This window comes from Planococcus sp. 11815 (assembly GCF_051096385.1).
Taxonomy (GTDB): domain Bacteria; phylum Bacillota; class Bacilli; order Bacillales_A; family Planococcaceae; genus Planococcus; species Planococcus citreus.
In genome coordinates this window covers 953,028-967,648 of record NZ_CP096991.1, presented here as the reverse complement: position 1 = coordinate 967,648, position 14,621 = coordinate 953,028, and the positions used below count along the sequence as shown (strand labels likewise).

Genomic DNA, 14,621 nt, shown 5'->3' with positions numbered 1-14,621 from the left:
CCCTATTTCACTTTTTCTTTTTCATGCGGCAAGACGGTATCCGGATAGATATTCGTTGGATATTCGCCAGTGAAACAAGCCAAGCAATGGCCGCATTTCGAGCCTGGGTCGGTGCGTCCGATGTTTTGGACCATGCCATCGACCGACAAAAACGTTAGCGAATCCGCACCGATGATTTCACGCATTTCTTCTACTGTATTGTTCGCGGCGATCAATTCGCCGGATGTGCTGATATCGATGCCGTAAAAACAAGGGTTCTTGATCGGCGGCGAACTGATGACGACGTGGACTTCCGTTGCGCCCGCTTCTTTCAATAAAGCGACAATGCGTCGGGAAGTGGTTCCGCGCACAATTGAGTCATCAACCATGACGACGCGTTTGCCATTGACGACTTGGCGCACTGGAGACAGCTTCATCTTGACGCCACGCTCGCGCATTTCCTGTGAAGGCTGGATGAACGTCCGCCCAACATAACGGTTTTTGATCAACCCGAGTTCGTACGGAATCCCACTCTGTTCAGAAAAACCGATCGCTGCGGAAATACTAGAATCGGGCACACCCGTCACAACGTCCGCTTCGATGTGGACTTCTTTTGCCAATTGCTTGCCGAGGCGTTTTCTCGCCGAATGGATATTGATGCCGTCAATATCCGAGTCCGGCCGGGAGAAATAGACATACTCCATCGTACAGATCGAGCGTTCTTCCGGATACGCAAAACGTTCCTTGCGCATGCCATCATCGTTGATAATCAAGAATTCACCCGGTTCGACAGAATGCACAAACTCTGCACCGACAATATCGAATGCGCAAGTCTCAGAAGCGACAACCCAAGCATCCCCCATTTTCCCAACGGATAAGGGACGCAAGCCGTTCGGGTCGAGCGCCACAAACATGGCCTCTTCTGTCAAGACCAAGCATGCAAACGCGCCTTTCAATAGCGACAAGGCGTTTTTCGCTTTTTCTTCAAAGCTTTCATAACCGCTGCGCTTGATCAAGTGTGCGAGCACTTCCGTATCCGATGTCGTTTGGAAGATGCTGCCTTGGCGCTCCAAATGTCCTTTTAATTGCGTCGCATTGACCAAATTGCCGTTATGCGAAATTGCCAGGCTTCCTGTCGTCGAATTGAACAGCAAAGGCTGGACATTTTCAATGCCGCTGCCGCCTGCTGTTGCATAGCGGACGTGGCCGATGGCTGCAGTACCGGTGATCTTCTCCAATTTCTCTGGAGTGAACACTTCACTGACCATGCCTTCCCCTTTTAATGCGCGTAAAGCCTCTCCATCAGTCGAAACGATTCCTGCGCCTTCTTGGCCGCGGTGCTGCAAAGCATGAAGCCCATAATACGTAAGTTGCGCTGCGTTGGTGTGGCCCCAAATGCCAAAAATCCCGCATTCTTCGTTTAAGCCTCTGATTTCAGCAAGCATGGTATAGCCCCTTTCCAGGCGGAGCGGAGCGTTTCGACCGATTCATCGATCCAGACGGCTCCGTCTTCCCCTTTGACGATCATGCGATCACCCGTGACTTCACCGATTTTCCGTGCATCTTTCACTGTATCCTCGAATGCTTGTGCTTGCTCAGGCGATACCGTGAGCAAAAAGCGCGATTGTGTTTCACTGAATAAAGCGGTCGTCTTGGAACCGGCAAGGCTTACGTCTACGCCAAGCCCGTTGCCGAAAGTCTTCTCAGCCAAAGCGACAGCGACGCCGCCTTCCGCTACGTCATGAGCCGACTGGACCAAGCCTTGCTGGATAGCAGTAAGGATAGCGGATTGGCGTTGTGCTTCGACGTCCAAATCGATAGATGGCGCTTTTCCGAAAATACGGCCTTCTACCATTTTCTGCAATTCGCTGCCGCCGAATTCTGTCATGCTGCCGCCGACAAGATAGACGAAATCGCCTTGCTTTTTCGCATCTTGCGTCGTGACATGCTTCAAATCTTCGACAAGCCCGACAAGCCCGATCGTCGGCGTCGGATAAATCGCTGTACCGTTTGTTTCATTATATAAAGAGACGTTTCCGCCAATAACTGGTGCGTTCAATTGAAGGCAAGCTGCCGACATGCCGTCAGCCGCTTTTTCAAGCTGCCAGAAAATCTCAGGTTTTTCCGGGTTTCCGAAGTTCAGGCAATCGGTGATCGCAAGCGGGCGCCCGCCTGAGACGACGACGTTACGCGCCGCTTCTGCGACAGCGATCTTGCCGCCTGTTTCTGGGTCAAGGTAAATATAACGAGAGTTGCAATCCGTTGTCATCGCAAGGCCTTTATTCGTTCCGCGCACACGGATGACTGCAGCGTCAGAGCCAGGTGAGACGACTGTGCTAGTACGCACTTGGTGATCGTATTGATTATAAACCCATTCTTTCGAAGCGATAGTCGGCTGCTTTAATAATGAAACCAAGGTTGCTTGATGGTCTTCCACTTCCGGCTCTTCGTTCGGCAAGCTTTGGAATTCGCGGTAATATTCCGGCACGCTCGATTTTTGGTGATAGACCGGCGCATCTTCTGCCAGTGCGTCGACCGGCACTTCTGCAACGATTTCGCCTTTATGCTTCAAGCGCAATGTGGAATCGTCCGTTACCCGTCCGACTGTCACGGCATCCAGGCCGTATTTTTCGAACAGCTCGACGATTTCCGGTTCGCGCCCTTGTTTGACAACGATCAGCATGCGTTCCTGGGATTCCGACAGCATCATTTCGTAAGCCGTCATGCCCGTTTCGCGCTGCGGCACATGATCCAAATCCATCTCGATGCCAGATCCGGCTTTCGACGCCATTTCCGCTGAAGATGAAGTGAGTCCTGCAGCACCCATATCCTGTATGCCGATGAGCGCATCGGATTTCACGAGTTCCAGGCAAGCTTCAAGGAGCAATTTCTCCATGAACGGATCGCCCACTTGAACAGCTGGGCGTTTTTCATCAGATGCGTCCGTCAACTCTTCTGAAGCAAATGTCGCGCCGTGGATGCCGTCGCGGCCTGTTTTAGCGCCGACATACATGACCGGGTTGCCGGTTCCTTTAGCGACGCCTTTTTGGATATCTTTATGGTCGATCAAGCCGACGCACATCGCGTTGACAAGCGGGTTGCCATCATACGATGCATCAAACTGCACTTCGCCTCCGACCGTCGGAATGCCGATGCAATTGCCGTAACCGGCGATGCCTGCGACCACTTCCTCTAACAAATATTTGACGCGCGGCGTTTCAAGTTCGCCGAAACGCAAGGAGTTCAATAGCGCGATCGGACGAGCACCCATCGAGAACACGTCGCGGATGATGCCGCCGACGCCTGTCGCCGCTCCTTGGTAAGGTTCGATTGCAGACGGATGGTTATGGGATTCCATTTTGAATACAGCTGCCTGACCGTCGCCGATATCGACGATGCCAGCGCCTTCTCCTGGCCCCTGCAATACATGGTCGCCTTTAGTCGGGAATTTCGACAATACCGGCTTGGAATTTTTATAAGAACAATGTTCAGACCACATGACAGAAAACAAACCGGTTTCTGTGTAATTCGGCGTTCTGCCCAGGATGTCTTCGACCATTTGGAACTCGGCGTCCGATAAGCCCATCTGCTGGTAGATTTTCTGTTCTTTGATCTGTTGTGTGTTCGGCTCAAGCGTGACTGACATGTGATTCCCTCCACTGTTTGACGATTGATCTGAATAATGGCAAGCCGTCCGTTCCGCCAATCAAGTCGGAAACCGCACGTTCCGGATGCGGCATCATGCCAAGTACGTTGCCGCGTTCGTTGATGATGCCGGCAATGTTATTGCGGCTGCCGTTAAAATCCTCTGCGTATGTGAAAACGATTTGATTATTGTCTTTTAAATGCTGGTATGTCGCATCGTCGCAATAATAATTGCCTTCCCCGTGAGCGACTGGAATGCGGATTTCTTCGCCTTCTTTGTATTCATTCGTGAACAAAGTGTGGGCGTTCTCTACTTTCAAGCTGACTGTGCGGCAAGTGAATTTCAAGTCTTTATTGCGCATTAGCATACCCGGAAGCAAGCCGGCTTCCGTCAGGATCTGGAATCCGTTACAGATGCCGAGAACCGGTTTGCCTTCTTCTGCTGCTTTGCGCACTTCGTCCATCACGCCTGAAAAACGGGCAATCGCTCCTGCGCGTAAATAATCCCCGTATGAGAAACCGCCTGGAAGCAAGATTCCGTCATAGCCACTTAAGTCATGCGTATCATGCCAGACATATTCCGCTTCTTCTCCGAGTTCATCCTTGATGGCGTGGTACATGTCCAAGTCACAATTCGACCCTGGGAAAACAATCACTGCGAATTTCATTGCGAGACAACCTCCTCGATTTCATACCTGTAATCTTCAATCACCGTATTCGCAAGCATCCGGTTGCACAATTCATCGACCAACGCATCGACATCACGTTCGCTATCCCCAATGACCAGTTCCAGGTATTTACCGATCCGGACATCCTGGACCTCGTCATAGCCCATCTTATGGAGCGATCCCATCACCGCGGAACCTTGTGGATCGAGTACACTTTCACGCAATGTCACATACACTTTTACTTTTTTCATCAGTTTTGTCCTCCCAGTCGAGATAAAATGAGTTCATAAGCATCCGTCAAATTGCCGAGGTTCCGGCGAAATACGTCTTTATCGAGTTTCTGTTTCGTTTCCTTATCCCATAGGCGGCACGTGTCGGGTGAAATTTCATCAGCCAATAGGATTTCACCGTTTTCATCACGGCCAAATTCAATCTTGAAATCGACCAAATCGACACCGATTTCCTGGAAAAAGCCGATCAATACCTCATTGATCTTCCGCGCTTTGTCTTTCAAGACCGCCACTTCCTGCTCTGTCGCAAGTTCAAGCATGGCGACATGATCGTCCGTAATCAACGGATCGCCCAGCTCATCGTCTTTCAAGTAAAACTCCACGACCGGCTTTTCGATCTCTTTGCCTTCTTCGAGTCCAAGTCGTTTCGCCATGCTGCCGGCGACGATATTGCGGACCACTACTTCAATAGGTACGATGCTCACTTCGCGCACCAATTGCTCGCTATCGGACAACTGCTTCACAAAATGGGAAGCGATGCCGTTTGCTTTCAATTTCTCAAACAGCAAAGAGGTGATTTGATTGTTCAAGCGTCCTTTGCCTGAAATCTCTTCTTTCTTCTCTCCGTTGAATGCAGTGGCGGAGTCTTTATATTCCACCCAAAGAATGCCTTGCTCGTCCGTTTTATACAGGCGTTTCGCTTTTCCTTCATACAATAGCTGAGCTTTTTCCATGATTGATGCCTCCGTTTAATTTAATTCGAGACGGTTGAAGATCATATCGACTTGCTGCAGGTGGTGGTTGTAATCAAAGCAATCATCCAGCTCTTCTTTCGTCAGCTGGGAAGTGATCGTTTCGTTCGCTTCCACGACTTTACGGAACGAAGTCTGCGTTTCCCAAGCTTCCATCGCGCACGGCTGAACGGTATCGTATGCGGCTTCTCGCGCCATTCCTTTGTCGATCAATGTCAGAAGCACACGCTGAGAATAAATAAGGCCGAGTGTTGAGTCCATATTGCGCTTCATGTTCTCCGGGAACACAGTCAAGTTTTTAACGATATTGCCGAAGCGGTTGAGCATATAGTTCAATGCAATCGTCGCATCCGGCAAGATGACACGTTCTGCAGAGGAATGCGAGATATCGCGTTCGTGCCATAGTGAGACGTTCTCATAAGCTGTCATCATATACCCACGGATCAAGCGTGCAAGGCCAGTCATATTTTCAGAACCGATCGGGTTGCGTTTATGCGGCATTGCCGACGATCCTTTTTGCCCTTTGGCGAAAAACTCTTCAACCTCTCGTGTTTCAGACTTCTGCAAACCACGGATTTCTGTCGCAAACTTCTCGATAGATGAAGCGATCAACGCGAGTGTGCTCATATACTGCGCATGGCGGTCACGCTGCAAAGTTTGTGTGGAAATGCGCGATGCGGCGATTCCTAAGTTTTTACACACATACTCTTCAACAAACGGGTCGATATTCGCATACGTTCCAACCGCACCAGACATTTTACCTGTTTCGATCGATTTCGCTGCTGCTTCAAAACGCTCCAAGTTACGCTTCATTTCCTCGTGCCAAAGCGCCAATTTCAAACCGAATGTCGTCGGCTCTGCGTGAACACCGTGTGTACGGCCCATCATGACCGTCATTTTATGCTCTTTCGCTTTCACCGCTAAAATATCGATGAAGTTCGTCAAATCTTTGCGCAGGATTTCATTTGCCTGCTTCAGCAGATAAGAAAGTGCCGTATCGACAACATCCGTTGACGTCAATCCGTAATGAACCCATTTGCGCTCTTCCCCAAGTGTCTCGGAAACCGCACGCGTGAAAGCAACAACGTCATGGCGCGTTTCTTCTTCAATTTCTAGAATTCGATCGACTGAAAACCCTGCATTCTCACGGATTTTGGCTACATCTTCTTTCGGGATATCGCCGATTTCTGCCCAAGCTTCACATGCAAGGATTTCTACTTCCAACCATGCTTGGTATTTGTTTTCTTCTGTCCAAATGGCACCCATCTCCGGGCGTGTATAACGTGCGATCATAATCTATATCCTCCAATTATTCCGGCCAAATGCCGGATGCGTCGATTTCGTTTAATGTTCGATCTATGTCTTCCGTCAAAATGGTCACATGCCCCATTTTGCGTTTATGTTTTGCTTCGTCCTTGCCGTATAAATGAATCGACCAGTCCGGATAATGTGCGATTTTCGTCGTGAGCGGCGCTACATGTTCTCCGAGCACATTGACCATGACAGCAGAACTCCAAAGCTTCGGCTCTCTTAACGGCCATCCGCAAATGGCGCGGATGTGCTGGTGGAACTGCGAAATGTTCGTCGCTTCAATTGAATAATGCCCTGAGTTATGAGGGCGCGGTGCCAGTTCATTGACCAGAATCTCTCCATCTGGCAAAACGAACATTTCAACCGCAAGCGTTCCGACCATCTGTAGATGTTCAGCAATTGCTTCTGCCGCCTTTTTTGCTTTTGTCAGCGTTTCCTCCCCAACTCTTGCAGGGACGATTGTCTGATGAAGAATATGGTGTTTGTGGATATTCTCCCCAATCGGTAATATAGCCGTTTCACCTAAAGTATTGCGCTGGATGACAACCGATATCTCCATCGTGAAATCGATAAACGCTTCCGCGACACAATCCCCGTTCTGGAACAGGGCTTCCGCCTCTGATAACTGTTCTGCATTCTCCACAATTTGCTGGCCTTTGCCGTCATATCCACCTCTAGCCGTTTTAACGACAAAAGGATATTCAAAATTGGCGATTCGCTCTTTCAATTCGTCAAATGCAGAAGCTTCTATATAATCCGCTACTGGAACACCAGCTTCACGAATGGCTTGTTTCTCGAAAATCCGATTTTGCGTGACACCTATCAGCTCAGCCCCTTGAGGCACATAAGCGATTTCGGTCAAATGGCGGAGTCCTTCCACATCAATATTTTCGAACTCATAAGTGATGACATCACTCACTTCCGCCAATTCTTCAAGCGCTTCTGAATCATTGAACGGGGCTACAATTTGAATATCCGCAACTTGCCCGGTGGGTGAATCCATACCAGGATCCAAAACCGCAATTTTAAATCCTGCTTCCTTCGCTGCCAGCGCCATCATGCGGCCTAACTGCCCTCCGCCGATAATACCAATCGTCTGTCCAGGTAAAATCGTTCTTGTCATACCAGATCACCTGAACTTTCCAACACGGCTTCCGCAGTCCGCTTGCGTCTATCTTCCAAAGCTTGTGCTGCTTCATTATCGACCGTTCCAAGAATTTGGGCAGCCAGGAGTCCCGCATTAATCGCGCCGGCTTTCCCAATCGCTACAGTTGCAACCGGCACCCCACCGGGCATCTGAACAATCGACAATAATGAATCCATCCCGTTCAAGGCTTTAGACTGAACTGGAACACCGATAACCGGTAAAGTTGTTTTTGCCGCGACCATTCCCGGCAAATGAGCAGCACCGCCAGCTCCTGCAATGATCACATGCAAACCTTTACTGCGTGCTTCCTCTGCATAACTGAACATCAAATCCGGCGTCCGATGAGCTGATATCACTTTTTTTTCATAGCCGATCTTCAGTTCATCTAGAACCTCGCATGCATGTTTCATCGTTTCCCAATCACTCGAACTTCCCATAATAATGCCAATTCGCGGATTCATTCAATAACCTCTCTTTCAAAAGTAAAAAGCCCTCAAATAAACTGCTCACATGACGTGAAAAGCAGTTTACTTAAGGACTTTGATTCAACGAAAACATACGTGATGGCATAAAAAAGCACATCCTCCGTTATAAGTACCATAAGTTGCTTTCCCGCATAGTCCGGACATTTACGGTGTCCTGGTAGAGACGCAGAAGCCAATTCTTCTGCATATATGGGGTTTCCTTATTAATCATAACAAGATGGTTCATATGCGTCAATGGTAAAGTCGAACGATAAACAAGACCTTTCTTTCAACGTTCGTGTTTTTTACCCATCATCTGCTATTTTTCGATTTTATTACCTTTAAACTTGATAATCTGACGGACAGGTACAGGCTCTCCATTAATTTCTTCAAATAAGGGCTCTTCTTTCCGGCCAACAGCCATATACCCTTCTTTTTTCATTCGGTTCAGGCAGTCTTCCATCGTCTCGTGTTCCTGTACTTCGAACCAAATCGTCTTTTTACTCATTTAAACAATCTACCTCTTTTCACTTGTTTTACCCAGAATCCACCATGAATCGTTTTTGGTTCATAGGCAATTATAAAGGCTTTGGGATCTATTTCTTGGATGGTTTTGTATAGTTTCAATTCCATCTTTCGCGGGGTCAAAATCTGCATAGCCTGCCTGCCGCCATCTCTTCCGTTCGCATCCCAATCGGTTACACCGTAGCCTTTTTCACGCAACTTCCGCGGGAGATAATCACTTTCATCGTTGCTAATAACATTGACCGTTATATATCCTAACGCCATTTTCTCTTCGATTTTAGAACCGATCACAACCCCAGATCCATAACCAATCGCATAAGCGACCAAGTTCTGTATCTGATCTAAATTATCTAGCACCAAGCCGAGCCCTACTATATATATGACCACTTCCACCATGCTGACAAGCGCCGCTAAATAACGGAAGCCTTTGAGTGTCATAATCATTCGCACAGTAAAGAAGGTGACATAGACTATATTGATTGAAAATATAATGAGAACCATTAACCACGGATTAATATCCAATTTCTGCACCCTTTCCTTCGCAATTAAATTTCATATTAGGTCAATCAAAGTACGAATGCAAGAGGGAATAGGCATTGTTTCGTGAAAAAGGCAAATGAAACAAAAAAAGCCGTTACCGGAATGAACCAGTAACGACCTTTTTACTTGCCCAGCGACGTCCTACTCTCACAGGGGGAAACCCCCAACTACCATCGGCGCAAAAGAGCTTAACTTCCGTGTTCGGGATGGGAACGGGTGTGGCCTCTTTGCCATCATCACTGGACTCTTGAGCTTGTTCGCTCAAAACTGGATAAATCGACATTGTGAGAAACGTGCGTTTCAGTTTGTTGGTTAAGTCCTCGATCGATTAGTATTCGTCAGCTGCACGTGTCACCACGCTTCCACCCCGAACCTATCTACCTCATCGTCTTTGAGGGATCTTACTTGCTTGCGCAATGGGAAATCTCATCTTGAGGGGGGCTTCGTGCTTAGATGCTTTCAGCACTTATCCCGGCCACACATAGCTACCCAGCGATGCTCTTGGCAGAACAACTGGTACACCAGCGGTGTGTCCATCCCGGTCCTCTCGTACTAAGGACAGCTCCTCTCAAATTTCCTGCGCCCGCGACGGATAGGGACCGAACTGTCTCACGACGTTCTGAACCCAGCTCGCGTACCGCTTTAATGGGCGAACAGCCCAACCCTTGGGACCGACTACAGCCCCAGGATGCGATGAGCCGACATCGAGGTGCCAAACCTCCCCGTCGATGTGGACTCTTGGGGGAGATAAGCCTGTTATCCCCGGGGTAGCTTTTATCCGTTGAGCGATGGCCCTTCCATGCGGAACCACCGGATCACTAAGTCCGTCTTTCGACCCTGCTCGACCTGTCCGTCTCGCAGTCAAGCTCCCTTGTGCCTTTACACTCTGCGAATGATTTCCAACCATTCTGAGGGAACCTTTGAGCGCCTCCGTTACTCTTTAGGAGGCGACCGCCCCAGTCAAACTGCCCGCCTGACACTGTCTCCCAAGCCGCTAAGGCTTGTGGGTTAGAAGTTCAATACAACCAGGGTAGTATCCCACCGACGCCTCCCCCGAAGCTGGCGCTCCGGGTTCTCTGGCTCCTACCTATCCTGTACAAGTTGCACCAAAATTCAATATCAGGCTACAGTAAAGCTCCACGGGGTCTTTCCGTCCTGTCGCGGGTAACCTGCATCTTCACAGGTACTATAATTTCACCGAGTCTCTCGTTGAGACAGTGCCCAGATCGTTACGCCTTTCGTGCGGGTCGGAACTTACCCGACAAGGAATTTCGCTACCTTAGGACCGTTATAGTTACGGCCGCCGTTTACTGGGGCTTCGGTTCGCACCTTCGCTTGCGCTAAGCACTCCCCTTAACCTTCCAGCACCGGGCAGGCGTCAGCCCCTATACGTCACCTTACGGTTTTGCAGAGACCTGTGTTTTTGCTAAACAGTCGCCTGGGCCTATTCACTGCGGCTCTCTCGGGCTATTCACCCTACCAGAGCACCCCTTCTCCCGAAGTTACGGGGTCATTTTGCCGAGTTCCTTAACGAGAGTTCACTCGCTCACCTTAGAATTCTCTTCTCGCCTACCTGTGTCGGTTTGCGGTACGGGCACCTCCCGCCTCGCTAGAGGCTTTTCTTGGCAGTGTGAAATCAGGGACTCTGAGGTTAAACCTCTTGCCATCACTGCTTGATGTACATAGAAACGGGATTTGCCTCGTTTCTCATCTCACAACTTGGACGTGCACAACCAACGGCACGCTCACCCTATCCTTCTGCGTCCCCCCATTACTCAAACGGCGGGGAGGTGGTACAGGAATATCAACCTGTTGTCCATCGTCTACGCCTATCGGCCTCGACTTAGGTCCCGACTAACCCTGAGCGGACGAGCCTTCCTCAGGAAACCTTAGGCATTCGGTGGACGGGATTCTCACCCGTCTTTCGTTACTCATACCGGCATTCTCACTTCTAAGCGCTCCACCAGTCCTTCCGGTCTGACTTCAACGCCCTTAGAACGCTCTCCTACCACGGACATCTACGATGTCCATCCACAGCTTCGGTAATCCGTTTAGCCCCGGTACATTTTCGGCGCAGTGTCACTCGACCAGTGAGCTATTACGCACTCTTTAAATGATGGCTGCTTCTAAGCCAACATCCTGGTTGTCTAAGCAACGCCACATCCTTTTCCACTTAACGGATATTTGGGGACCTTAGCTGGTGGTCTGGGCTGTTTCCCTCTTGACTACGGATCTTATCACTCGCAGTCTGACTCCCAAGCATAAATCACTGGCATTCGGAGTTTGTCTGAATTCGGTAACCCGGGATGGGCCCCTAGTCCAAACAGTGCTCTACCTCCAGGATTCTCTTCTTGAGGCTAGCCCTAAAGCTATTTCGGAGAGAACCAGCTATCTCCAGGTTCGATTGGAATTTCTCCGCTACCCACACCTCATCCCCGCACTTTTCAACGTGCGTGGGTTCGGGCCTCCAGTAAGTGTTACCTTACCTTCACCCTGGACATGGGTAGATCACCTGGTTTCGGGTCTACAACTGCATACTCACTCGCCCTATTCAGACTCGCTTTCGCTGCGGCTCCGGCTTCTCACCTTAACCTTGCATGCAATCGTAACTCGCCGGTTCATTCTACAAAAGGCACGCTATCACCCATTAACGGGCTCTAACTACTTGTAGGCACACGGTTTCAGGATCTATTTCACTCCCCTTCCGGGGTGCTTTTCACCTTTCCCTCACGGTACTGGTTCACTATCGGTCACTAGGGAGTATTTAGCCTTGGGAGATGGTCCTCCCGGATTCCGACGGAATTTCTCGTGTTCCGCCGTACTCAGGATCCACTCTGGAGGGAACGAACTTTCAGCTACGGGGCTATTACCCTGTCTTGCGGACCGTTCCAGGTCGCTTCGCTTAATCCGTTCCTTTGTAACTCCGTATAGAGTGTCCTACAACCCCAGAAGGCAAGCCTTCTGGTTTGGGCTGATCCCGTTTCGCTCGCCGCTACTTGGGGAATCGCATTTGCTTTCTCTTCCTTCAGGTACTTAGATGTTTCAGTTCCCTGAGTCTGCCTTCTCATGTGCTATGTATTCACACATGGATACTGCTCCATTACGAACAGTGGGTTTCCCCATTCGGAAATCCCCGGATCACAGCTCACTTACAGCTCCCCGAGGCATATCGGTGTTAGTGCCGTCCTTCTTCGGCTCCTAGTGCCAAGGCATCCACCGTGCGCCCTTATTAACTTAACCACTGAGGGTCAAAAAAAATAAGTTGATCGCAAAGCGATCACGCTACTTGATGCTTGTTTCTTAATCAATGTCGATCTATCCAGTTTTCAAAGAACAAGTTTGAAAGTCAATCCTTGCGGAGTGAACCTTCAAAACTGAACGCAAAACGTCAACCCGATTCGTGAGAATCGGTTCCGATATAATCCTTAGAAAGGAGGTGATCCAGCCGCACCTTCCGATACGGCTACCTTGTTACGACTTCACCCCAATCATCTGTCCCACCTTCGGCGGCTGGCTCCCGTAAGGGTTACCCCACCGACTTCGGGTGTTACAAACTCTCGTGGTGTGACGGGCGGTGTGTACAAGGCCCGGGAACGTATTCACCGCGGCATGCTGATCCGCGATTACTAGCGATTCCGGCTTCATGCAGGCGAGTTGCAGCCTGCAATCCGAACTGAGAACGGTTTTCTGGGATTGGCTCCCCCTCGCGGGTTTGCAGCCCTTTGTACCGTCCATTGTAGCACGTGTGTAGCCCAGGTCATAAGGGGCATGATGATTTGACGTCATCCCCACCTTCCTCCGGTTTGTCACCGGCAGTCACCTTAGAGTGCCCAACTGAATGCTGGCAACTAAGATCAAGGGTTGCGCTCGTTGCGGGACTTAACCCAACATCTCACGACACGAGCTGACGACAACCATGCACCACCTGTCACCGCTGTCCCCGAAGGGAAAGCCTAGTCTCCTAGGCGGTCAGCGGGATGTCAAGACCTGGTAAGGTTCTTCGCGTTGCTTCGAATTAAACCACATGCTCCACCGCTTGTGCGGGCCCCCGTCAATTCCTTTGAGTTTCAGCCTTGCGGCCGTACTCCCCAGGCGGAGTGCTTAATGCGTTAGCTGCAGCACTAAGGGGCGGAAACCCCCTAACACTTAGCACTCATCGTTTACGGCGTGGACTACCAGGGTATCTAATCCTGTTTGCTCCCCACGCTTTCGCGCCTCAGCGTCAGTTACAGACCAGAAAGTCGCCTTCGCCACTGGTGTTCCTCCACATCTCTACGCATTTCACCGCTACACGTGGAATTCCACTTTCCTCTTCTGCACTCAAGTCCCCCAGTTTCCAATGACCCTCCACGGTTGAGCCGTGGGCTTTCACATCAGACTTAAAGGACCGCCTGCGCGCGCTTTACGCCCAATAATTCCGGACAACGCTTGCCACCTACGTATTACCGCGGCTGCTGGCACGTAGTTAGCCGTGGCTTTCTGGTGAGGTACCGTCAAGGTACCAGTAGTTAGTTGGTACTTGTTCTTCCCTCACAACAGAGTTTTACGATCCGAAAACCTTCTTCACTCACGCGGCGTTGCTCCGTCAGACTTTCGTCCATTGCGGAAGATTCCCTACTGCTGCCTCCCGTAGGAGTCTGGGCCGTGTCTCAGTCCCAGTGTGGCCGATCACCCTCTCAGGTCGGCTACGCATCGTGGCCTTGGTGAGCCGTTACCTCACCAACTAGCTAATGCGCCGCGGGCCCATCCTGCAGTGACAGCCGAAACCGTCTTTCCGTGCAGCCTCATGAGAGGCCGCAAACTATTCGGTATTAGCACCGGTTTCCCGGAGTTATCCCGATCTGCAGGGCAGGTTGCCCACGTGTTACTCACCCGTCCGCCGCTAAACCAAAGGAGCAAGCTCCAATGGTTCCGCTCGACTTGCATGTATTAGGCACGCCGCCAGCGTTCGTCCTGAGCCAGGATCAAACTCTCCATTATAGAGTAGTTGATTGCTCAATACTGCTGGCGCATCGCCGTCTCGAAAGACGCGCGATTCGCTTGATCTGCCGAAGCTGATCAGTACGTTTGCCGCGATCACTCGCGGCTGTATTATTGACGTTTTGCTGTTCAGTTTTCAAGGTTCATGTTGTGCGCCTCTCTTGGCGACTTGACTAATATAGCACGCTGGAAAAATCCCGTCAAGCTTTTACGAGAAACTTTTACTCTTCTTATTATAACGTAATATTCTAAATATTCAACTAAAAAATTATTACAGTTTTGAAAGGAGTTAGTTTCCTTTCATACAAATACTTACCTCCTTCCACAGTCATTAATAATGGTGTCTGTAAATAGAAAGATAATCATAAATGAAACACTCA

10 protein-coding genes, 3 rRNA genes and 1 riboswitch are annotated in these 14,621 nt (G+C 49.9%); all 13 genes read right to left on the bottom strand.

Translation table 11 applies throughout. The features are described 5' to 3' along the window. Window positions 1-2 precede the first annotated feature (2 nt). Window positions 3-1,424, bottom strand: coding sequence for an amidophosphoribosyltransferase (gene purF, locus M1Q06_RS04870; protein ID WP_058381408.1), 1,422 nt, complete (start codon window positions 1,422-1,424; stop codon window positions 3-5). Further along, window positions 1,400-3,625: a phosphoribosylformylglycinamidine synthase subunit PurL gene (gene purL, locus M1Q06_RS04865; RefSeq protein ID WP_434401999.1), complete on the bottom strand. Its 2,226-nt coding sequence runs from the start codon at window positions 3,623-3,625 to the stop codon at window positions 1,400-1,402. Before purL ends, purF begins: the two co-directional genes overlap by 25 nt. Continuing rightward, complete coding sequence (purQ, locus tag M1Q06_RS04860) at window positions 3,609-4,292, bottom strand: phosphoribosylformylglycinamidine synthase subunit PurQ (RefSeq protein ID WP_121301266.1); 684 nt, start codon at window positions 4,290-4,292, stop codon at window positions 3,609-3,611. Before purQ ends, purL begins: the two co-directional genes overlap by 17 nt. Beyond that, window positions 4,289-4,543, bottom strand: coding sequence for a phosphoribosylformylglycinamidine synthase subunit PurS (gene purS, locus M1Q06_RS04855; RefSeq protein WP_058381411.1), 255 nt, complete (start codon window positions 4,541-4,543; stop codon window positions 4,289-4,291). The genes purQ and purS overlap by 4 nt, the downstream gene beginning before the upstream one ends. Next, window positions 4,543-5,256, bottom strand: a complete 714-nt coding sequence (gene purC, locus M1Q06_RS04850; RefSeq protein WP_434401996.1) for a phosphoribosylaminoimidazolesuccinocarboxamide synthase — start codon at window positions 5,254-5,256, stop codon at window positions 4,543-4,545. The genes purS and purC overlap by 1 nt, the downstream gene beginning before the upstream one ends. Before the next feature lie 15 nt (window positions 5,257-5,271). Then, window positions 5,272-6,567, bottom strand: a complete 1,296-nt coding sequence (gene purB / locus M1Q06_RS04845) for an adenylosuccinate lyase (protein ID WP_274623354.1) — start codon at window positions 6,565-6,567, stop codon at window positions 5,272-5,274. Between the two features lie 16 nt (window positions 6,568-6,583). Further along, complete coding sequence (gene purK, locus M1Q06_RS04840) at window positions 6,584-7,708, bottom strand: 5-(carboxyamino)imidazole ribonucleotide synthase (RefSeq protein ID WP_434401994.1); 1,125 nt, start codon at window positions 7,706-7,708, stop codon at window positions 6,584-6,586. Then, window positions 7,705-8,193: a 5-(carboxyamino)imidazole ribonucleotide mutase gene (gene purE / locus M1Q06_RS04835; protein WP_434401992.1), complete on the bottom strand. Its 489-nt coding sequence runs from the start codon at window positions 8,191-8,193 to the stop codon at window positions 7,705-7,707. The genes purK and purE overlap by 4 nt, the downstream gene beginning before the upstream one ends. A 136-nt stretch (window positions 8,194-8,329) precedes the next feature. Next, a riboswitch (purine riboswitch) is annotated at window positions 8,330-8,430 on the bottom strand. An 85-nt stretch (window positions 8,431-8,515) separates the two neighbouring features. Next, entirely contained in the window at window positions 8,516-8,704 is a 189-nt protein-coding gene (locus M1Q06_RS04830; protein ID WP_211653580.1) for an NETI motif-containing protein, read from the bottom strand. After that, window positions 8,701-9,222 (bottom strand): DUF2179 domain-containing protein, encoded by a 522-nt coding sequence (locus M1Q06_RS04825; protein ID WP_058383677.1) that lies wholly within the window; start codon window positions 9,220-9,222, stop codon window positions 8,701-8,703. The genes M1Q06_RS04830 and M1Q06_RS04825 overlap by 4 nt, the downstream gene beginning before the upstream one ends. A 167-nt stretch (window positions 9,223-9,389) precedes the next feature. Continuing rightward, window positions 9,390-9,505, bottom strand: a 5S ribosomal RNA gene (rrf, locus tag M1Q06_RS04820). A 64-nt stretch (window positions 9,506-9,569) separates the two neighbouring features. Further along, window positions 9,570-12,501, bottom strand: a 23S ribosomal RNA gene (locus M1Q06_RS04815). 189 nt (window positions 12,502-12,690) lie between these two features. After that, a 16S ribosomal RNA gene (locus M1Q06_RS04810) occupies window positions 12,691-14,241 on the bottom strand. Together the 16S, 23S and 5S rRNA genes form the textbook arrangement of a ribosomal RNA operon. Window positions 14,242-14,621: the final 380 nt, after the last annotated feature.

Coding starts and splice junctions, on each gene's coding strand:
- purF (WP_058381408.1), bottom strand. CDS start 1,424: ATGCTTGCTGAAATCAGAGGCTTAAACGAAGAATGCGGGATTTTTGGC.
- purL (WP_434401999.1), bottom strand. CDS start 3,625: ATGTCAGTCACGCTTGAGCCGAACACACAACAGATCAAAGAACAGAAA.
- purQ (WP_121301266.1), bottom strand. CDS start 4,292: ATGAAATTCGCAGTGATTGTTTTCCCAGGGTCGAATTGTGACTTGGAC.
- purS (WP_058381411.1), bottom strand. CDS start 4,543: ATGAAAAAAGTAAAAGTGTATGTGACATTGCGTGAAAGTGTACTCGAT.
- purC (WP_434401996.1), bottom strand. CDS start 5,256: ATGGAAAAAGCTCAGCTATTGTATGAAGGAAAAGCGAAACGCCTGTAT.
- purB (WP_274623354.1), bottom strand. CDS start 6,567: ATGATCGCACGTTATACACGCCCGGAGATGGGTGCCATTTGGACAGAA.
- purK (WP_434401994.1), bottom strand. CDS start 7,708: ATGACAAGAACGATTTTACCTGGACAGACGATTGGTATTATCGGCGGA.
- purE (WP_434401992.1), bottom strand. CDS start 8,193: ATGAATCCGCGAATTGGCATTATTATGGGAAGTTCGAGTGATTGGGAA.
- M1Q06_RS04830 (WP_211653580.1), bottom strand. CDS start 8,704: ATGAGTAAAAAGACGATTTGGTTCGAAGTACAGGAACACGAGACGATG.
- M1Q06_RS04825 (WP_058383677.1), bottom strand. CDS start 9,222: ATGGTTCTCATTATATTTTCAATCAATATAGTCTATGTCACCTTCTTT.